Source organism: [Pseudomonas] carboxydohydrogena (genome assembly GCF_029030725.1).
Classification (GTDB): Bacteria; Pseudomonadota; Alphaproteobacteria; order Rhizobiales; family Xanthobacteraceae; genus Afipia; species Afipia carboxydohydrogena.
The window spans coordinates 417,611-436,782 of the sequence record NZ_CP113162.1 but is presented as its reverse complement, the minus strand read 5'-3'; the positions used below and the strand labels follow the sequence as shown (position 1 = coordinate 436,782).

The following is a 19,172-nucleotide window of genomic DNA, read 5'->3' as shown; positions in this document are numbered from 1 at the left end:
CGGCAGGACAGTAAAGGAAGCGACTCAATAACGGATTAACATCGTCGAGTTATCGCGGCTTCACCTGGTCATCGGTTTCATTTTTCAAAATTTTGGCGGCCTAAAATCTATCGTAACCGTTGCCAATCGGCCCAGGACTGTCGCAAGGTTTGCATATCGTGTCTGCTTGGCTGCCAATGTGGAAGTTACATGACCATCACAATCGAGGCGCTCGATCATCTCGTCGTCAATGTCACTGATGCGGAAGCCTCCGCCCAATGGTACGAGCGCGCGCTCGGCATGACCCGCGCCGTCTTCGACCCCGGGCACGGTAAGGCCCCGCGCATCTCCATGCGGTTCGGACGGCAGAAGATCAACCTGCGGCCAGTCACGACCGACAAGGTGGAATGGTTCACCGCCGATCACGAAGCTGCGGGCAGCGATGACCTGTGCTTCCTGACCTCCGCCAGTCCGGAGACTGTCGTCGCGCATCTGCGGGCCTGCGGCATCGACATCGAAGTGGGACCGGTGAAAAAACAGGGCGCAGTCGGCACCCTCACCTCGGTCTATTGCCGCGACCCCGATGGCAGCCTGATCGAAATCTCATCATACGACGGATAGCTCCCCCGGGCGGGCGCCGGGGCCATGCAAAACCCTTTGAACCTTTTTCCGGTCCTGCCGACTTATGAACATGGAGGCGGACCGGGAGCCTGCGACCCTTACCCCCTTGGCGCTTCCGAGCCGGTTCCTATATCCTTCGGGCCAGTCATCCCTGTGCTGCGGCCCAACTTTCGTCACGGATCGAACAAGCCATACCGGTTCGTGGAACAACAGCAAATATGTTCACTGTAGGAACTCGTCACATGATTCGTTTTTCAAGAACTTTGCCGGGCGCTGCCGCCGCCCTTGCACTTGGCGCCGCGATGCTGTTGCCGTGTTCGGCCAGCTACGCCGATAGCGGCGCGTTCGCCGATTATGCCGGCCAGTGGTCGGGCAGCGGCACAATCACCATTGCCTCCAATAACGGCACCAGCAACGAGCGGATTCGCTGCCGCGGGCAATACACCACCAGCAACGGCAACAATGTTGTGAGCATCAATTTGCGTTGCGCAAGCGACAGCTATCGCTTCGATCTCGCCAGCGAAGTGCGCTCCAGCGGCGGCCAGCTCAGCGGCTCATGGACGGAATCGAGCCGCGGGGTGAACGGCAGCGTCGAAGGACGCGTCTCGGGCGGACAGGTCACCGCGCTGGTGCAGACCAACGGTTATGCCGCGACCTTCAATATCTCAACTCGCGGCAACAAGCAGACGATCGCTATCGCCTCGAAGGGCGAACTGCGGGCGGTCAATATCTCGCTGAGCAAGTAAACTCGCTGGACCGATCATCAAAAAACCTCCGGGCCAAAAGCCCGGAGGTTTTGTTTTTGGGGGATGCCCTCATCCGTCCGCGCGGGCCTGCTCATTCCGCAGGCTTCGGATCGGTGCGCCGCGTGCCACGCAGCCGGTGCGACAGGCTGATAAGGAACATCGCCGTCGGGCGCAGGATGAACAGATCCGCGACCAGCGCGGCAATCATCGAGAAGGCGCTGAGCCAGCCGAACAGCCGCAGCGACGGCAGATCCGAGAACACCGTCACCACCAACCCGCAGGCCAGCACCACCGTGGTCAGGATCAGCGCCGGACCGACCAGCACCGTGGCCCGCTCCACCGCAAGCCCCTCGTCCACGCCGGGCTGCTCCTCAAGCCGCAGCCGGTTGAGGAAATGGATCGTCGCCGACAGGCCCAGCCCGAACGAGACGGTCAGCGCCACCACGCTGGCGAATTGCAGGCCCTCCCCCATCAGCCACAATACGGTGCCGGACAGCACCACCGGGAAAATGCCGGGCAGGATGCTGACAAACATGATGGTCAGCGAACGGAACGCGAGACCGATGAAGGCCGCCACCAGGCCGAATTCGATCGTGAGGCCATGGTTGAGCTTGTCGATCATGCTGGCGCTGTTGCGCGCCGCGATCGCCGATAGTCCGGTGACGGCGATCTGGTAACCTGGATGGGCCTGCCGCACCGCGGCCATCGCGGCATCGAGCTTGTTGACGGTCGGCAAAATCTGGCTGGAATCGAGATCCGGCACGCGGCCCGAGACCACAACGGCATCCTGATCGGGGGAGATGAAGCGGCCGACCAGATGCTTCGGCAGCATGTCGACATATTCCTTGAGCGTGGCGACATCGGAGCGGCCGGCCTTCTCGGCCAGCCAGCGCCGCAGCGTTTCCAGCGACCAGACGTTGCCGACGCCCGCCTGCTTCTCGACGATGCCGTGAACGTCGGCGATCACCTGCAAAGTCTGCGGCGAATACAAGCTTTCACCCTTGGGGAATTCGATCAGCACATCGATCGGATTGGCGCCGGTCAACTTGGCATCGAGACGGCTACTGGCCTCGACCGCCTGCTTCTTGTCCGGTACCTGATCGGCGAGGCGATAGCGCGGTTGCAGATTGGCGTAGATCGCACCGAGCCCGAGCACCACCAGCAGCGCGATCAGGCTGAAAAATCCCGGATGGCCAACCATGCGCACGGCAATCCAGCGGCAGAACGAGCGCAGCGCCTCGACGCCGGCGTCGGCACCCTTGATCTTGGTGGCGAACACGTTCTCCTTGCGCACCAGCAGCACACCGAACACCGGCACCAGCGACAACACCGCGACCAGCGCGATGATCGTCGCCATCAGCCCGGCCTCGCCGAATTTGCGGATCAGGTCCGAATCCGAAAACTGCAACGCGATGAAGGACAGCGCGGCCGTGCCATGGGTGAGCACGCAGGCCGGGCCGACGACCAGCACGGCGTTGCGGAACGCGGTGCGCTTGTCTTCGCCCGCGATCAGGCGATCGCGCGCCGCGAATGTGAGCTGCATCGAGTCGGCGAAACTGATGACCATGATGAGCGGCGTCATCACGTTCAGGAACATGTTGAGACTGAAGCCGAGCCAGCCGAGCGCGCCGAGCGATAGCAGGATCGCCAGCAGCGGCGGAAAAGCCGCGGCGACCATGAACGATACCCGCCGGAAGAAGACGATCGCGATCAGGCAGCCCGCCAGAATTCCCGCGATGTTATAAGTAAGGCCATCCCGCTCGACCGCGTTGCGGATTTCGAGCTGCATCACCGGCACGCCGGACAACTGGCTCGTCAGTCCGGTCCCCGCGAGGTCGTCAGCCATCAGCTTGCGGATATCGCCAATGGTCTTGCCAAGACCCTTGCTGCTGACGACTTCCGGATCGAGCGCCAGCACCACAAGCGCCAGCGTGCCATCCTCGGACAACAGCTTGCCGCGAATGACCTCGTTGCTTCTGACCTTGGCGATGAAGTCCTGATACGCCTGCCCCTGCGGCAGCGTCTCGGGGAAAAGCGCCGCCGGCAGATTGCCGTTCTCCGGCGGCTGGCGCGCGGAAAACAGCGAGATGATGCCACGGGTACCATCCACAAGCTGGAGGTCGGTGACGAGATCGCGCAATTTCTCCAATGAGTCGCGTGCAAGCAGCGTCTTGCCTTCGACCACCACCAGCACGTCGTATTCGCTGGAGGGGAAGCGCTTCGTCACCTCCTCATACTGCTTGTATTCGGGGGTGTCCGAGCGAAACAGCTGGCTGAGCGAATCGTCGATCTTGATGCGCTGAAGGCCGAAGAATGCTCCGACGCACAAGGCAGCCAGGATCACCAGCGACAGGACCGGCGCCTTGACCGCGATCAGGCCGATCCGCTCGAGCCCGAAGGCAATCGAAAAATTACGGCGGGGATCGGCCGGAACGGAGGAGGTGTTGGGCGGAGGAACGGTCATAGGTGATCCGGGTGACGATTGAGAACGGAGTTCGGACGCGATCGATCAACGGCTGACGACGCTACCGCGAAGCATTTTCGATCTTCGCGATGCGCCGCACGTTGATACCAGAGCGGTTCCACTCTCGCCAGCGGACATCCCCTCCCGGCCCGTATCCTTAAGGCCCAAGATATCCCTGCTTGACGGCGAAATCTGGAAATCGGGAACCAGGCGGGAGCCTGCGGATTTTATTTCAACCAACAGGAGCATGACATGGCGAGACAATACTCCAGGGGCGCAGCCCGCAAGGTTGAACGCGCGATGAAGAAGCGCAAGGCTGGCACGCTCAAAAGCGGCCGCAGCGGAAAGAAAGTGAAGAGCCGCAAGCAGGCGATCGCCATCGGCCTCTCCGAGGCTCGCAAGGCAGGCAAGAAAGCCCCGAAGAAAAAGACCGGCCGGAAGGGCGCCAAAAAGAGTACCCGGAAAATCGCGAAAAAGGCCGCCGGAAAGACGGCACGCAAGGCTTCCAGGCGTCCGGCGAAAAAGCGCAAGAATGCCCTCAAGCGCCGGCGCGGTACCAAATCCCGCTCCTGACCCTGCTTCCGCCCGGCGGTATTGACGTCTTGAAGGCGTCACACTCTCGTGGCCGCATTGTGCAAATTGTGGGCGGCCATTCCCTTGTGGGGCGTTTCAGTCGCACCTATCCTGAATGGAATTGAGTATCGAAGGAGGTTGTCATGGGTTTGCTTGATGTTCTCAACGGGATGCAAAACGGGCCGCGCGGTCCGAAAGATCCCACCGCCTCCGGCGGCATGTCGCCAATGACGATGGCGATCCTGGCGCTGCTTGCCTACAAGGCCGTCAAGCATGTCACCGGTTCGACCGGCACGGCGACCGCGCCGACCGGCGGCAATTCAACCTTGCCGGGAAGCACGACTGCTCCAAGCGGCGGCATGGCAACCGGGGGCCTGAGCGGCGGCCTCGGGGGTCTCCTGCAAGGCAATCTCGGCGGCGCGCTCGGCGGCCTCCTGGCCGGTGGCGCGGCGGGCAGCGTGCTGAGCGGCGGCCTCAACGACCTGCTCAAGCAATTTCAGGATGCGGGTCATGGCGACGCCGCCAATTCCTGGGTCAGCCCCGGCACCAACAAACAGATTTCATCGGGCGATCTGGCGAACGCTCTCGGCGCCGACCAGATCAACACACTGACGACCCAGACCGGTCTGTCACGCGATGAACTGCTCGAAGGGCTGGCGCAGCAGCTTCCGAACATCATCCATCAGCTTACGCCCGATGGACGGCTGCCGAACGCACAGGAAGTGTCGCGCTGGCTGTAAGCCAGCCGCGCCTTCCCATCTTTTGCAAAAGGAATTTCGCGATGCTCTACATCATTCTGGTCGGGTTCGTTGCCGGCATTCTCGCGCGCTTTCTGTCTCCCGGCCCCAACAACCCGTCGGGATTTATCCTGACCACCGTGCTCGGCATTGTCGGCGCCTTTCTCGCGACATGGATCGGTCAGGCGGTCGGTCATTACGGCCCAAATCAAGGCGCGGGATTCATCACCGCGACGCTCGGCGCGCTGCTGGTGCTATTCATCTGGAATAGACTCGTTGCCCGCGGCGTGATCTCCGATCCAAGCAATCGCTGACATCATGTGCGCCGGCGGATCATTGAGACGCCGGCGCATTTTCTCTCTTCTCGCCGCGACATGCATCGTGACGCTTGCGATCGCGGCCGCGCAGGCCGCTTGCGACAGCCCCCTTCAAGGCGAGGGGCAAGTCTCCGCCATTCTCGACGCCCGCACGCTGCGCCTTGACGATGGGCGCGAGGTTCGCCTGAGCGGGATCGAAATCCCGAAATCCGCCGAGACGGCAGGGACCGCATGGCTTCGTGACCACGCTCTCAGGCAAAAGGTCATTTTGCGCGGCGCCGACGATGCGCCGGACCGCTACGGCCGGCAGCACGCATTCATGGTGCTGGACGGCAGCGAGATGACCTTGCAGAGCGCGCTGGTCGGGGAAGGACACGCCGTCGTATCGGCCAGCTCCGGCGACAAAGCCTGCGCGACGGAATTAAGGGAGGCGGAAACGCGCGCCGAGGGTTCCCGGCTCGGTGTCTGGTCGCAATCCGCTTTCGTTCAGAATGCGGGCGCGACAGCCGATATCTTGAAATATATTGGCCGTTTTACCCTCGTGGAGGGTACAATATTATCCGCGCGGCAGGCTGGCGCGACGCTTTACCTGAATTTTGGCCGACGCCGGATTCAAGGCTTTGCCGTGACCGTTTCCCGTCGCATGATGGCGAGCTTTGCCGCCGCGGGGATGACCCCCGCGACACTACAGGGAAAGCGGGTTCGGGTCCGGGGATGGATCTCGCAGCATGGCGGGCCGCGCATCGAAGCGAGGCTCCCCAGCCAGATCGAGTTCGTCAGCGACACAAGGACGGCTGCGGCCGGAGGCAAATAACACGTGGGACGGCAGGCGCTGACGCACCATCATGGAGCAGGCCGCTTCGCGGCGGCGGCTGTGCTGTGCCTCACGCTTGCAATGGGCGCCTGCACCGACATGGGGCGCTTCCAGGTCTCCGGCAACGAGAAGCCGCCGCCGACAATCAAGGTGACCCGCCCCGCGCCTGAAACCAGCGCGACCGATCGCGAGCATCAGCGCATCCTCGCCTCCTATGGCGGCGCCTATAACGATCCGAAACTTCAGGCGTTGATCACCAAGGCGGTGGACCGTCTCGTCGCGGCCTCCGACCGGCCGGACTTCTCCTATCGGGTGACGATCCTCAACTCGGGCGCGGTGAACGCCTTCGCGTTGCCGACGGGCCAGCTTTACGTCACGCGCGGCCTGCTCGCGCTGGCGAGCGATACGTCGGAACTGTCCAGCGTGCTGTCGCATGAAATGGCGCATGTGCTCGCCAAGCACGCCTCGATCCGCGAGGAGCAGGCCAGGCGGGCGGCGCTCGTCAACAACATGGTCGGCGAAGTGGACAGCGGCGACGCCAACATGCAGGCGTTGGCGCTGGCGAAAACCAAACTGACGATGGCGAGCTTCTCCCGCGCGCAGGAATTCGAGGCCGATGCGATCGGCGTGGCACTTGCGGCGAAGGCCAATTTCGATCCCTACGGCGCGGCCCGCTTCCTCTCGGCGATGGAGCGCAACGCCGCGCTGAAGACATCGCACACCGCGGACCCCCGCTCGCAGGATTTCCTGTCCTCCCATCCGGCAACGCCCGAGCGCGTGGAAAATGCCGAAACCAGCGCCAGGCAATATGCCGCCTCCGGCAGCCATGAGCGCGACCGCAACGCCTATCTCAGCGCGATCAACAATCTCGTCTATGGCGAAGACCCCAGCGAGGGCTTCGTGCGCGGGCGGCGCTTCCTGCATCCCAAGCTCGGCTTCACCTTCGTTGCGCCCGAAGCCTATACGCTCGACAATACCGCCCAGGCCGTGGTCGGCGTCCGCGACGGCGGCACGCAGGCGCTGCGGTTCGACGTGGTGCGCGTGCCGCAGGAATTGTCGCTGGCGTCCTATCTCAATTCCGGCTGGATGGAGAACGTCGATAAAAGCTCCGTCGAGGAAAGCACCATCGGCGGCTATCCCGCCGCGACCGCAACCGCCAGCAGCGATCAGTGGCAATTCCGCATCTACGCGCTGCGTATCGGCGGCGATGTCTATCGTTTCATTTTCGCGGCGAAGGACAAGACAGGAGATGCCGAGAAGTCGTTCCGGGAAACGGTCAACTCGTTCCGCCGCCTGACGCTCAATGAGATCCAGGCGGCGCGACCGCTGCGCGTGAAGATCGTCTCGGTGAAGCCCGGCGACACCGTGGAATCGATGTCGCGGCGGATGCAGGGGGTCGATCGTCCGCTGGAGCGTTTCCGCATCATCAACGGCCTGGACCAGCGCGCGGCGCTCCGGCCGAATGACCGCGTCAAGATCGTCGTGGATTGAAGTCCCCCAGGGGCGGCCTTCATTTTCTAAGAGGCAATAAAAAACCCGGCCATATGGCCGGGTTTTTCAATCAATCAGACAGCAGCATCAGGCCGCTTCGTCTTCACTGACGGAATCGTCGTCGTCGCCATCATCATCCGACGCATCGTCCGCCACCGCATCCGCTCCGGCTTCCGTCTTGGCGGCGCCGCGGCGCGGGCTCTTGGCGAGATTGGCTTCGACTTCCTTGACCGCTTCGGTCTCGGTGATGTGCTGCACCACCGCGATCTCGCGCGACAGGCGATCGAGCGCCGCTTCATAAAGCTGGCGTTCGCTGTAGGACTGCTCGGGCTGCGATTCCGAGCGATAGAGATCGCGCACGACTTCGGCGATGGCGACGATATCGCCCGAATTGATCTTCGCTTCGTATTCCTGCGCGCGGCGCGACCACATCGTGCGCTTGATGCGCGCGCGGCCCTTCAACGTCTCCAGCGCACGCTTGACGAGTGCCGGGTCCGACAGCTTGCGCATGCCGACATTGATGACCTTCGCGGTCGGGACGCGCAGCGTCATCTTGTCCTTGATGAAGCTGATGACGAACAGCTCGAGCGTCGCACCCGCGATCTCCTGCTCCTCGATCGCGAGAATCTGGCCGACGCCGTGCGCCGGATAGACCACGAATTCATTGGTCTTGAAGCCCTGACGCTGCGTCAGAACCTTCTTCGGTTCCTCGATCTTCGCCACCGGCTTGGCGGCCGGCTTCACGGGAGCCTTCGCCACCGGCTTCGGCGCGGCCTTCGCGGCGGGTTTGACGGGGGCCTTGGCGACCGGCTTGACGGCCGGTTTGGTCTTGGCAGCGGCCGGCTTCGCCGCTCCCTTGGCTGCGGACTTGGCAGGGGACTTCGCGGCGGGCTTGGTGCTCTTCTTTGCTGGCATTACACTTCTTTTGCTTTTTGAGGTGCTGGCTGCCATGGCGGCAGCCTTCTTGCCGGAAGCGCCACGAGCGGGCGTCTTGCCGGAGTTCTTGTCCTTGGTTGCTTTGGTTTTGTTATGACGCGATTTGTCTGCCACGGCGCCCTGCGTGGAACCGCCACGCCCCTGATCGACCCGGTTGCCCTTCGACGCCGGTATCCGGAGCGGACAGGGCGTGAACAACCGACGGAATGTGCCAATAATAGCACATTTTCCGCAAAAATCAAAGGTTTATGGCCAATTGAGGTGTTTAAGTACCGTTTCTGAAAGACGCGCGATCAACTACGGTTAAGAGGATTCCACGCTGGTCGCTTCAGTCGCCGGTGCCGGGGTTGGGCGAGAAATACTTGTCGAACTTGCCCGGGGTTCCGTCGAACTCCTTGGCGTCGGCAGGAGCGTCCTTCTTCTGGGTGATATTGGGCCAGGTCTTGGCGTATTCGGCGTTCACGCCGAGCCATTTCTCCAGATCGGCCTCGGTGTCGGGCTTGATCGCTTCCGCCGGGCATTCCGGTTCGCACACACCGCAATCGATGCACTCGTCCGGGTGGATCACGAGCATGTTCTCGCCTTCGTAGAAGCAATCGACGGGACACACCTCAACGCAGTCCATGTATTTGCACTTGATGCAATTTTCGGTGACGACGTAAGTCATCCAGATCTCCGGAACCTTTCTAAATTCGGGTGTTGGCCTAGCGCAGGATATGCAGCGCCGCAAGAGAAGGGGGCCTCTGCTATCGCAGATAGTTACTTCTCTTTCCCGTTCAATTCCTCATAGAGGGTCTGCACCGATAGCGCATCGCCTCGCCGTTCGCTGAAAGCTGCAACCCTCAAGATACGGACCCGCGCATCGAGCGCCACCGTCAGCACATCGCCGGACTTCAAGGCATGGCCGGGCGACGTCTGCCGCAGGCCGTTGAGACGAACCCGGCCGCCCGACACCAGTTTCGCCGCGTCGGCACGCGTGCGCACGATCCGCACATGCCACAGCCATTTGTCGAGACGCTGGCGATCCAAGTGCGCGTATCAGTCCTTGCGATTGCCGAGTTGTTCCTTGAGCGCGGCAAGCTTGGCGAATGGCGAATTCGGATCGGCCACGCGTTCGCGCTCGCGCGGCGCGCTGGTGGCGAAGGTGCGGAAATTCGAACCGTTATCCTTGCGGTCGCGGTCTCGCTTGCCTTCGAACTTGCCCTTGCCCTTGAAACGCTGATGCGGACGATCGCCGCGCTCCTCGCGCGGGCCACGGGCCTGAGCGCCCTCTCCTTCCGGACGCGGCTTGCGATCTTCCCGCGCCCGATCGCGGTTGTGGCGGCGCTGACCGCCCGGGCGCTCGTTTTTCTCGCCCGCCTCCGCCGTAGCACCCGCTTCCGGCGCGGCTGCGTGCGATGGGCGGCGGTGATGACGGTTGCGATCGTGATGATGGCGGCGCTCGTCATGGCGACCCGCGGGACGCCACACTTCAACAAGCTCCGGCTCCGCCGGTGTAGCGGCCACCGCTTCATCGGAAGGCGCGGCATCCACGGCAATGGCTGCCGTATCGGGCTGCGATGTTTCCGCACCGTCTGCGGCAGGCGTTTCCTCGCTAGCCGGTTCCACATCAGCCGGTGCGAATGCAACCTCCGGCAACTTCGTGGCACTCGCGATATCGGCGGCGGCCTCTGCCGTCACCTCGGCCTCCACTGGCGCAGTCTCGACAGCAGCAGTTTCGATTGCCGCTTCGGGAGCGGCGTCTGCCTGCGAAGCATCAGATTCGGTTTCGGTCGCGGCGGTGGCAGGTGTTTCCGCAGGCTTCGGCTCCTCCGGCAACGGCGCGCGGCGGTCCATGCGATAACCGAGCGAGCGCAGCACCGAGGCGAAGTCCTCACCAGCCGAGCCGGTCAGCGACGTCATCGCCTGCGTCACCGTGAAGGAGCGTCCGTCGAACGCGCCCGCGGGCTTCTCAGCACCCGTGCCGGGACGCCACGACAGAGCGGGACGAATGAGATCGGCAAGACGCTCGAGAATATCGACGCGCACCGCGCGCTCGCCCGCGAGCTTGTAGCCAAGCACACGGTAGGCATCCTGCGACAGCGCCTTGTCGGCCGGGAACGAGGTGCGGCCGGAGGCCGCGAGATGCTGCGCGCCGCCAAGCGCGTTCATGTCGATCTCGTTCTGCTTCAGCGCCCACAATAGCGACGCCAGCGTGCGTGCGCCGGGCTTCAGCAGCGCCGGGAAGAAAATATGGTAGGCGCCGAACCGCACGCCATACTTGCGCAATGTCGCGCGCGACGGCTGATCGAGATCCTTCATCTCGGCGGCGATCTTCGTCCGCTCCAGCACGCCGAGCGCCTCATTGAGCTGGAAGGCGATGCCGCGCGCGATGCCGGTGACGTCCTCGGCCTTCGACAGTTCGAACATCGGCCCGAGAATCTTCTCGACATGGGTCTTGAACCACAGATCGAGCCGCGCCTGCACAGCATCGCGCGGCGCGCCGGTGAGACGCTCGTCGGCGATGATGCGGATACGCGGATGCAATACATCGTCCGCCGATGTCAGTTTGCCGACCGCATCGCCGGTCCAGCGCAGCGTGCCATCGGAGGCCAGCGCGAACTGATCGTCGGCGGCAGCAGAGAGCTTCTCCGCCCGCGCATCGATCTCGCCCGCCAGCGCCTTGAGCGCGGTGGCCTGCAACGCCTTCGCCTCGGAGCCTGCCTCGGCGGCATCGGGGGCGAACATGAAGCCATCGAGGCGGCCGATCACATGGCCCTCAACGGTGACTTCGCCGGTCTTTCCAATTTCAGTCGTCAACATCGTGTTTTCCCGCAAGCGGCGCATCAATACACTGGTCCGGCGATCAACGAAACGCTCAGTTAGCCTCGAATGCAGCGCATCCGACAATTTATCTTCCACCGCGCGGGTGGTTTCCTGCCAATAAAGGGGGTCGGAAAGCCAGTCGGGCCGGTTGGCGGCGAAGGTCCAGGTTCTGATTTGTGAAATCCGCGCGGACAACGTGTCGATATCGCCATCGGTCCGATCCGCCTGCGCCACCTGGGCCGCGAACCATTGATCCGGAATCCGCCCCTTGCGCATCAGGAAAGTGAACAGCGCCGTGACGAGTTCGGCATGGGCCGCAGGCGATAGTTTACGGTAATCGGGAACCAGACAGGTTTCCCACAGCTTCTCGACCGCCTCCGCACTCGCCGCCATGTCGCGCACCTCGGGGTCGCGCGACGCATGATCGAGCACGCGCTGATCCTCGCCGAGCGGCGCGCGCGTTAACGCCTCGTGTCCCGGTGCCGCCGCGAGCGACACCTGCAATGCAGCGAGCGAGGAGAAATCGAGCGCGGTGTTCCGCCATTGCAGCATCTTCACACTGTCGAAGGTGTGGTTCTGCAACGCATTGACGAGTTCGGGCTCGAACGGCGCGCAGCGGCCCGTGGTGCCGAACGTGCCGTTGCGGGTGGCGCGCCCCGCACGGCCCGCGATCTGGGCGAATTCGGCGGGCGTCAGGCGGCGGAACTGATAGCCGTCATACTTGCGGTCGGATGCGAAGGCGACGTGATCGACATCGAGATTGAGACCCATCCCCACAGCATCGGTGGCCACGAGATAATCGACATCGCCGGACTGGAACATCTCCACCTGCGCGTTGCGGGTGCGGGGCGACAGCGAACCCAGCACCACCGCCGCGCCGCCATGCTGGCGCCGGATCAGTTCGGCGATGGCGTAGACTTCGTCGGCGGAGAACGCGACGATCGCGGTGCGGCGCGGCTGGCGCGTGATCTTGCGGTCGCCCGCGAATTCCAGAAGCGACAGACGCGGCCGCGTCACGATATTCGCGCCGGGCAGCAGCCGCTCGATCAGGGGCCGCATCGTCGCGGCTCCGAGCAGCAGCGTCTCGTCGCGGCCGCGCCGATGCAGCATGCGGTCGGTGAAGACATGACCGCGCTCGAGATCGGCCGCGATCTGGATTTCATCGACCGCGAGAAACGACACGTCGAGATCGCGCGGCATCGCCTCGACGGTGGAGACCCAGTAGCGCGCCTTCGGCGGCTTGATCTTCTCCTCGCCGGTGATCAGCGCCACGGAGTCCGCGCCGGCCCGCGCGACGATCTTGTTGTAGACCTCGCGCGCCAGCAGCCGCAGCGGCAGCCCGATCATCCCCGAGGAATGGGCGAGCATCCGCTCGATCGCCAGATGCGTCTTGCCGGTGTTGGTCGGGCCCAGCACGGCCGTTACGCCCGCGCCGGGGGCGCGATCGGGCCGAATATGAGGGGCTGAAGCTGAGATGTGTTTCACAACGCGACGCTTTTCGGTCTCGGATTTAAGGAATGGAACGAGTCCGGAACGAAAGCGGCCCGAATCGCTGACTCATGTCGTGTTCGGCTTCGTTCACCGCAAGATATCGTGCGGACAGGATTGCCCTGCCACCAGATCGCGGATTCCATGGCGATGAATTGAGCACGGCAAGCATCGATTCCTTAACTGCACGGAGGACTCCGTTTGCCTTGCGAGTCAAGCCGTCGCGCGGCGGGAATTCAGTTGGCTCGCTTCGCCGCCTGCGGCTGCGCCACGGTGTTGAATTCCACAGCCTGCACCACGCCAGGGCCGATGGGCGTCGGAATCCGCACCCGCACCGGCACCATCACCCGCGTGCCCGCGACAGGCGCGAGCGCCACATCCATGTCCTGGCGCTTGACCAGATATTTGATCGCCGCCCGCGAGGGTACATAGCCGGCCAGCGGCATGAAGCTCACCGAACAGACGACCGTCGAAAGCCTTGCGCCGTTCGCCAGCGTCACCGTCTCCAGCGCCTTGAAGGCGAGTTGCAGATCGTAGCGCATCCGCCCGTCGAAGATCGCGGCTTTGGCGGCGCATGCCTGGGCGTTGGGCAGTTCCTCCTTGCCGGGTGCAACAAACATCACCCCCGACATCGGGTCGCTCACGCCGCGTTTCTGGGCATCCGTCACCGGAATGCGATCCGGCGTCGGAGGCGGTTCAGGTTCGATGGCCGAAGCCGTCACGCGATCACCGCCAAAGGAGATGCGGATGGCCTCGTTCTTCTTGCCGTAGAACACCGAGCTCAGATAGGTCTCCGGCGCCAATCGCCCGGCGAGCACCTTGCCTTGCGCAGATCCCGTGCCGTGTCCGCCGCCGATGGCCTTGACGAGCCCCGTGGTGCCGCCGGACGTCGATCCCGAATAATCCTTGTCGCCGACCACGATCGTCCAGGTGCCCTTGCCGATCACGATCCCGCTCAAGGTCGCCTGATACTTGGCGTCCAGCCGGCCCTGCGCCTGGGCAGGGCCGCTCAGAAGAAGCATCGGCGCTACGTAAAGCAGCCGGCTCCAGAAGCCTCGATCAAAAAAATCCATCAAATGAAAGTCCTGGTCCGTCCCGGCAATGCGTCACAGCCGGGAGAAAACCGGGAACCGGCAAACGCATTGTCTCCCGCCCGATTGCGCCGATTATATGTTGGGAAATGCTTGGCTTTGTTCATAAAATCGCTATTCTCCCGGCGTTTTCGGGCATTTCGGCGCCTTCGCCGTCTTGACGCTGGGCCACCCTCCGACTATACGTCCGCGGTTCCTGAAATGGACGGTAGCAACCCCCGCGCGGGCCTTTTCCGGCTCCGGGAGACACAAGGATTTCGCCATGTCACGGCGCTGCGAGTTGACGGCCAAGGGGCCGCAGGTTGGCCACAGGGTCAGCCATTCGAACATCAAGACCAAGCGCCGGTTCCTGCCGAACCTGTGCAACGTCACGCTGATCTCCGAAACGCTCGGCCAGTCGGTGCGCCTGCGGGTGTCCACCAACGCGCTCAAGAGCGTCGATCACAATGGCGGCCTCGATGCCTTCCTGCTCAAGGCCAATGTGGCGACCCTGTCGCCGAAGGCCGCCGACCTGAAGCGTCAGATCGAGAAGAAGAAGGTCGCCGCCGCGAACTGAGCCTGCACAAGGTTCGTGGCGCGGCCTCCGCGCCTCACAGTCCGCAGACAGCATTAAAAAAGCCGGATCTTTCGATCCGGCTTTTTTCGTTGCTGGTGACCGTCGATCCTCCCGAGGCTTACGCCTCGAGAGGAGATTGATTGCGGATCAGACCGCGGCCTTCGCCGGCTTGCGGAGCTTGGCCCAGAGGTCCGAGATCACACCCCAGAACAGCGCGACCAGACCCAGGCACATGATCGTCGACACCAGGCCATTCGAGAAGAACACGCTGAGGTGGCCGCCCGAGGACAGCAGCGACTGACGGAACGCCTCTTCCGCCTTGTCGCCGAGCACGATGGCCAGAACCATCGGCGCCAGCGGGTAACCCGTCTTCTTCATGACGTAGCCGACGATGCCGAACACCATCATCAGGATCACGTCGAAGCTGGAGTTGTGCACCGTGTAGGCGCCGATCGCGCAGATCACGAGAATGACCGGAGCGATGATGCTGAACGGAATGCGCAGGATCGCCGCGAACAGCGGCACGCAGGTCAGCACCAGGATGAGGCCGACGAGGTTGCCGAGGTACATGGAAGCGATCAGGCCCCAGACGAAGTCCGGCTGTTCGACGAACAGCAGCGGTCCCGGCTGCAAGCCCCAGATCAGGAGGCCGCCGAGCAGCACCGCAGCCGTCGGCGAGCCAGGCACGCCGAGCGCGAGCATCGGCAGCAGCGCGGAGGTGCCCGCGGCGTGAGCCGCGGTTTCCGGCGCGACCACGCCCTCGATCTCGCCGTTGCCGAAATTGTGGCCGCGCTTCGAGATGCGCTGGGCGATGCCGTAGCTCATGAACGAGGCCGGCGTCGCACCGGCGGGCGAGATGCCCATCCAGCAGCCGATCAGGCAGGAGCGCAGCGACACCATCCAGTAACGCGGCAACTCAAGCCAGGTCTGCAACACCACCTTCGGGTTGATGCCTGCCGCCTTGCCCTTGAACGCGAGGCCCTCTTCCATGGTGAGAAGGATCTCACCGATGCCGAACAGGCCGATAACCGCGATCAAGAAGTCGAAGCCGTTGAGCAGTTCGGTGAAGCCGAACGTCAGGCGCAACTGTCCGGTGACGCTGTCAAGACCCACCGCCGCCAGCACGAAGCCGATCATCATGGACGCGATCGTCTTGAACGGCGGCTCCTTGCCCATGCCGATGAAGCTACAGAAGGCGAGGAAGTAGACCGAGAACTTTTCGGCCGGGCCAAATTCGAGCGCGAAGTCCGCGACCAGCGGCGCCACCAGGGTGATGACGATGACCGCGAACAGCGCGCCGACGAACGACGAGGTGAAAGCGGCGGTGAGCGCCTCACCGGCGCGGCCCTGCTGGGCCATCGGATAGCCATCGAATGTCGTGGCCACCGACCACGGCTCTCCGGGTATGTTGAACAGCACCGATGTGATGGCGCCGCCGAACAACGCTCCCCAGTAAATACAGGAGAGCATGATGATCGCGCCGGTCGGCGTCATGCTGAAGGTCAGCGGCAACAGGATCGCGATGCCGTTTGCGCCGCCGAGGCCGGGCAGCACGCCGACGATCACACCAAGCAAGATGCCGATGACCATCAGCAGGATGTTTTGCGGCTGCAACACGACCGCGAAGCCGTGAAACAGATTGGCGATATCTGCGAGCATGGTTTCCTACCTAATCTCTTTTATTGTTTCGAGCGCACTGCTCGCGTCACAGTCCGAGCCAGTACTCGATCGGCCCCTTCGGGAGCGGAACGAGGAACCACTTCTCAAACATGAAATAGATAGCGACGGGGACGCCCACGCCGTACAGGACCGCCTTGTACAGGGGGTACTTGCCAAGCCACATCATGAAGCCGCCGATCAGCACCATCGATGCGATATAAATGCCGGTGTAGGGCAGCACGAAAACGTACACGGTGGTCGGAACGATCACCGCCAACACCTGCTTAAGCTGATACCAGGTGGCAAACTCACGCTCGCCGTCGATGGCGCGAGCGCTGTTCAGGTTCATCAGGCTCGACAGCACGATGATGACACCAAGATAGAAAGGAAAGAAGCCGGATTGCGGGCCTGAGGCATCCCATCCGATACCGACCTGCATGCTTCCAAAAATCGTGATGATGCCAAAAATGATACAGGCAACGGCAACACCCATCTCGACGGTGCGATGAGCCGGGCCGCCCGACTGGTCGTGTGATGCTTCGCTCATTTAAGTCGAATCCTTGCGCGGAAAGAGTTCACCCGGCGAACGACGATGTTCGCCGGGTTCACAATTGTGACGATTACTTTTTCGCGATGAACCCTGCGTCCTTCATCAGGGTCTCGTGGGTCTTCTCGGCATCATCGACCCACTTCAGGTATTCAGCGCCGCTGAGAGCGGTCTGGTTGAAGGCACCATCCTTCATGAGCTGGGCCCATTCCGGAGTCGCACGCACCTTCTTCATCAGATCGACGTAGTAGGCGACCTGATCCGGCGTCGCGCCGGGAGCCATGAAGAAGCCACGCAGCATCAGGTATTCAACGTCCAGGCCCTGCGACTTGCAGGTCGGGATGCTGGACCATGCCAGATCGCCCGCCACCTTGTCGTTGTAGGCGAGTTGCTTGCTGTCGAACACGCAGAGCGGACGCAGCTTGCCACCGCGCCACTGCGCCACGGCCTCGATCGGGTTGTTCACGCTGGAGTCGATGTGATTGCCGACGAGCTGAACGGCAACTTCGCCACCGCCCTTGTAGGGGATGTAGGTGAGCTTCTTGCCGGTCGCCTTTTCAAGCGCGACGGTGATGATCTGGTCTTCCTGCTTCGAGCCGGTACCGCCCATGCGGAACTGGCCATCCGGCGCGGCCTTGATCGCGTCGATGTATTCCTTCGCGGTCTTGTACGGCTTGTCCGCGTTCACCCAGAGGATGAATTCGTCCAGCGCCATCATCGTGACCGGGGTGAGATCCTTGTAGGAGAAAGGGATACCCGTCGCGAGCGGCGTGGTGAACAGGTTCGACAGCGTAATGATCAGCTTGTGCGGATTGTTGCGCGAACCCTTGACGTCGAGGAAGCCTTCGCCACCGGCGCCGCCCGACTTGTTCACGACGATCATCGGCTGCTTCATCAGATTGTGCTTGCTGATGATGCCTTGCACGACGCGCGCCATCTGGTCGGCGCCGCCGCCCGTGCCTGCCGGCACGACCAGTTCAACAGGACGCGTGGGCTCCCACGCGGCCATCGCAGACATCGGAGCCAGCCCGAAAGCGGCGGCACCGAGCAATGCGGCAAAGGCATAACTCGTCTTCGTACGTACACTCATGCATATCCTCCCTGAAACACCAGCCGGTCTTTGATGCCGGATTATTTTGGAACGGTAATTGGCACTACCGCGATAGGGATCGTGCAACGGACTGGAAGAATTTTACATATGCCAGATGGGGGGATGAGACGATCTGTCGCAGGGCGTTCTGTCGCACACCCCTTCAAATCTATTGCATGGCATCATTTTGCTGCAATCGCACAAAGAGCGGCATTCACCGGTCGAGCAATGTGAACTGGAGCAGCAGCGTTCTTTGGATAACAGAGAAATTATCATCTGAAATCAATGTAATAACTGTCTCTCCGGATCGCGCCACATGAGCCGCGATGCCTTCGAAATTATCGACCTCAGCACCTAAATCAGCCTCGAAGATAACCGGCCCATCGACGAGCGAACCCGGGGCAATTACCGAAACTGGTATACAACGTACTTGGATGCCAACTCCCTTGGTCAGGGAAAACTTCCGTTCCAGCAGCAAGACATCTCCTGACGGCAGCAGTGTAGCATCACTGACGTCGAAGTCATTCGACCGCTTGATATGAAAAATACCAGGCGAAGGGCCGCCGATCAGAAAGGCCGCGATGTTGCCTCTCGCATCGAGAGAGCGTTCCGAGACCGCAAGTATCGTACCGGCGAGCCGATGCCCCTTGCCGATATAAACCAGCGATTCCAGCCCCCGATTATAAGGCAGTTTTGCGATTTCCGGCGGCGCCACGACATCCTCCGCGCGTGCGAGGATGCCACCCTTGTCGAAGTCGAACCGCACGATCTTGTTGACCCGCTCGATCCCGACATAGGCGATCGAGCCATCGAAGGTCAGCGATTCGGTATCGAACCAGCCTTTCGCCGCGAGCGGCTGACCGTCGCGGTCGCGCATCGGCGCCGACCTCACATCGGCCAACCCGCTTAGAGCATCGCCGTTATAGACAAGGCGTCCGGTGAACCAGTCGCCCTTGTCGCTCGCCATCACGAAATTCTCGCCCGCGGCATCGAGGTGCAGCGAAGACAGCCCGCCGAATTTGCGGAATGGCGAGGTCAGCACCAATCCGCTGCGGAATTGAAACGAACCGAAGCGGACATGCGAGGGATCGCGCAGGTCGAAGGAGACCAGCGCCCGCGCATTGACTTCGACCGGAACGATCCCATCCGCGGATCGCGCCTGCGCGCGGGTCTGAAGTAAAGGAACGATCTGCGCGGCGGCGAGGCCGCCAGCCACACGTCCCAGAAACGCGCGGCGGGAAATGCGGCGCGCCATGGC

Annotated in this window: 18 protein-coding genes; 8 read left to right on the top strand and 10 right to left on the bottom strand. The window is 62.6% G+C overall.

Annotated features, from left to right (window positions below):
• The first annotated feature begins 189 nt into the window (after positions 1 to 189).
• Both AFIC_RS02095 and AFIC_RS02090 read left to right on the top strand, forming a co-directional pair.
• Positions 190 to 600 carry a VOC family protein gene (locus AFIC_RS02095; RefSeq protein WP_275247543.1) on the top strand — a complete coding sequence of 137 codons (411 nt, stop codon included), beginning with the start codon at positions 190 to 192 and terminating at the stop codon, positions 598 to 600.
• Positions 601 to 842: 242 nt separating this feature from the next.
• Complete coding sequence (locus AFIC_RS02090) at positions 843 to 1,346, top strand: hypothetical protein (protein ID WP_275247542.1); 504 nt, start codon at positions 843 to 845, stop codon at positions 1,344 to 1,346.
• 91 nt (positions 1,347 to 1,437) lie between these two features.
• Here the strand turns inward: AFIC_RS02090 and AFIC_RS02085 are convergent, their stop codons facing one another.
• Positions 1,438 to 3,810, bottom strand: coding sequence for an efflux RND transporter permease subunit (locus AFIC_RS02085; RefSeq protein ID WP_275247541.1), 2,373 nt, complete (start codon positions 3,808 to 3,810; stop codon positions 1,438 to 1,440).
• A gap of 252 nt (positions 3,811 to 4,062) precedes the next feature.
• Here AFIC_RS02085 and AFIC_RS02080 point away from each other — a divergent pair, with 252 nt between their 5' ends.
• The 5 genes from AFIC_RS02080 to AFIC_RS02060 all read left to right on the top strand — a co-directional run bounded on the left by AFIC_RS02080 (position 4,063) and on the right by AFIC_RS02060 (position 7,742).
• Positions 4,063 to 4,383: a DUF6496 domain-containing protein gene (locus AFIC_RS02080; RefSeq protein ID WP_275247540.1), complete on the top strand. Its 321-nt coding sequence runs from the start codon at positions 4,063 to 4,065 to the stop codon at positions 4,381 to 4,383.
• A gap of 143 nt (positions 4,384 to 4,526) precedes the next feature.
• A complete protein-coding gene (locus tag AFIC_RS02075) occupies positions 4,527 to 5,123 on the top strand; it encodes a YidB family protein (protein ID WP_275247539.1) in 597 nt (198 codons plus the stop codon).
• Between the two features lie 41 nt (positions 5,124 to 5,164).
• Positions 5,165 to 5,434 carry a GlsB/YeaQ/YmgE family stress response membrane protein gene (locus tag AFIC_RS02070; protein ID WP_275247538.1) on the top strand — a complete coding sequence of 90 codons (270 nt, stop codon included), beginning with the start codon at positions 5,165 to 5,167 and terminating at the stop codon, positions 5,432 to 5,434.
• A gap of 67 nt (positions 5,435 to 5,501) precedes the next feature.
• Positions 5,502 to 6,251, top strand: coding sequence for a thermonuclease family protein (locus AFIC_RS02065; protein ID WP_275247537.1), 750 nt, complete (start codon positions 5,502 to 5,504; stop codon positions 6,249 to 6,251).
• A gap of 3 nt (positions 6,252 to 6,254) precedes the next feature.
• Positions 6,255 to 7,742, top strand: a complete 1,488-nt coding sequence (locus AFIC_RS02060; RefSeq protein ID WP_275247536.1) for a M48 family metalloprotease — start codon at positions 6,255 to 6,257, stop codon at positions 7,740 to 7,742.
• A gap of 87 nt (positions 7,743 to 7,829) precedes the next feature.
• On the opposite strand, the gene AFIC_RS02055 is transcribed toward AFIC_RS02060, so the two are convergent.
• The 5 genes from AFIC_RS02055 to AFIC_RS02035 all read right to left on the bottom strand — a co-directional run bounded on the left by AFIC_RS02055 (position 7,830) and on the right by AFIC_RS02035 (position 14,044).
• Entirely contained in the window at positions 7,830 to 8,792 is a 963-nt protein-coding gene (locus AFIC_RS02055; RefSeq protein WP_420833357.1) for a CarD family transcriptional regulator, read from the bottom strand.
• Between the two features lie 214 nt (positions 8,793 to 9,006).
• Positions 9,007 to 9,345 (bottom strand): ferredoxin FdxA, encoded by a 339-nt coding sequence (fdxA, locus tag AFIC_RS02050; RefSeq protein WP_275247535.1) that lies wholly within the window; start codon positions 9,343 to 9,345, stop codon positions 9,007 to 9,009.
• Between the two features lie 92 nt (positions 9,346 to 9,437).
• Positions 9,438 to 9,707, bottom strand: coding sequence for an RNA-binding S4 domain-containing protein (locus tag AFIC_RS02045; protein WP_275247534.1), 270 nt, complete (start codon positions 9,705 to 9,707; stop codon positions 9,438 to 9,440).
• Between the two features lie 9 nt (positions 9,708 to 9,716).
• Complete coding sequence (locus tag AFIC_RS02040) at positions 9,717 to 12,899, bottom strand: helicase-related protein (RefSeq protein WP_275247533.1); 3,183 nt, start codon at positions 12,897 to 12,899, stop codon at positions 9,717 to 9,719.
• Positions 12,900 to 13,207: 308 nt separating this feature from the next.
• The gene (locus tag AFIC_RS02035) at positions 13,208 to 14,044 is read right to left on the bottom strand and encodes a DUF3108 domain-containing protein (protein WP_275247532.1); all 837 of its coding nucleotides are present in this window, start codon (positions 14,042 to 14,044) and stop codon (positions 13,208 to 13,210) included.
• Positions 14,045 to 14,324: 280 nt separating this feature from the next.
• Between AFIC_RS02035 and rpmB the strand changes: the two genes are divergently transcribed.
• The gene (gene rpmB / locus AFIC_RS02030; RefSeq protein WP_275247531.1) at positions 14,325 to 14,618 is read left to right on the top strand and encodes a 50S ribosomal protein L28; all 294 of its coding nucleotides are present in this window, start codon (positions 14,325 to 14,327) and stop codon (positions 14,616 to 14,618) included.
• 147 nt (positions 14,619 to 14,765) lie between these two features.
• On the opposite strand, the gene AFIC_RS02025 is transcribed toward rpmB, so the two are convergent.
• The 4 genes from AFIC_RS02025 to AFIC_RS02010 all read right to left on the bottom strand — a co-directional run bounded on the left by AFIC_RS02025 (position 14,766) and on the right by AFIC_RS02010 (position 19,169).
• Positions 14,766 to 16,277: a tripartite tricarboxylate transporter permease gene (locus AFIC_RS02025; RefSeq protein WP_275247530.1), complete on the bottom strand. Its 1,512-nt coding sequence runs from the start codon at positions 16,275 to 16,277 to the stop codon at positions 14,766 to 14,768.
• Positions 16,278 to 16,323: 46 nt separating this feature from the next.
• The gene (locus tag AFIC_RS02020) at positions 16,324 to 16,824 is read right to left on the bottom strand and encodes a tripartite tricarboxylate transporter TctB family protein (RefSeq protein WP_275247529.1); all 501 of its coding nucleotides are present in this window, start codon (positions 16,822 to 16,824) and stop codon (positions 16,324 to 16,326) included.
• Between the two features lie 73 nt (positions 16,825 to 16,897).
• On the bottom strand, positions 16,898 to 17,914 hold the full coding sequence (locus tag AFIC_RS02015; protein WP_275247528.1) for a Bug family tripartite tricarboxylate transporter substrate binding protein: 1,017 nt from the start codon (positions 17,912 to 17,914) through the stop codon (positions 16,898 to 16,900).
• 214 nt (positions 17,915 to 18,128) lie between these two features.
• Entirely contained in the window at positions 18,129 to 19,169 is a 1,041-nt protein-coding gene (locus AFIC_RS02010; protein WP_275247527.1) for an esterase-like activity of phytase family protein, read from the bottom strand.
• Positions 19,170 to 19,172: the final 3 nt, after the last annotated feature.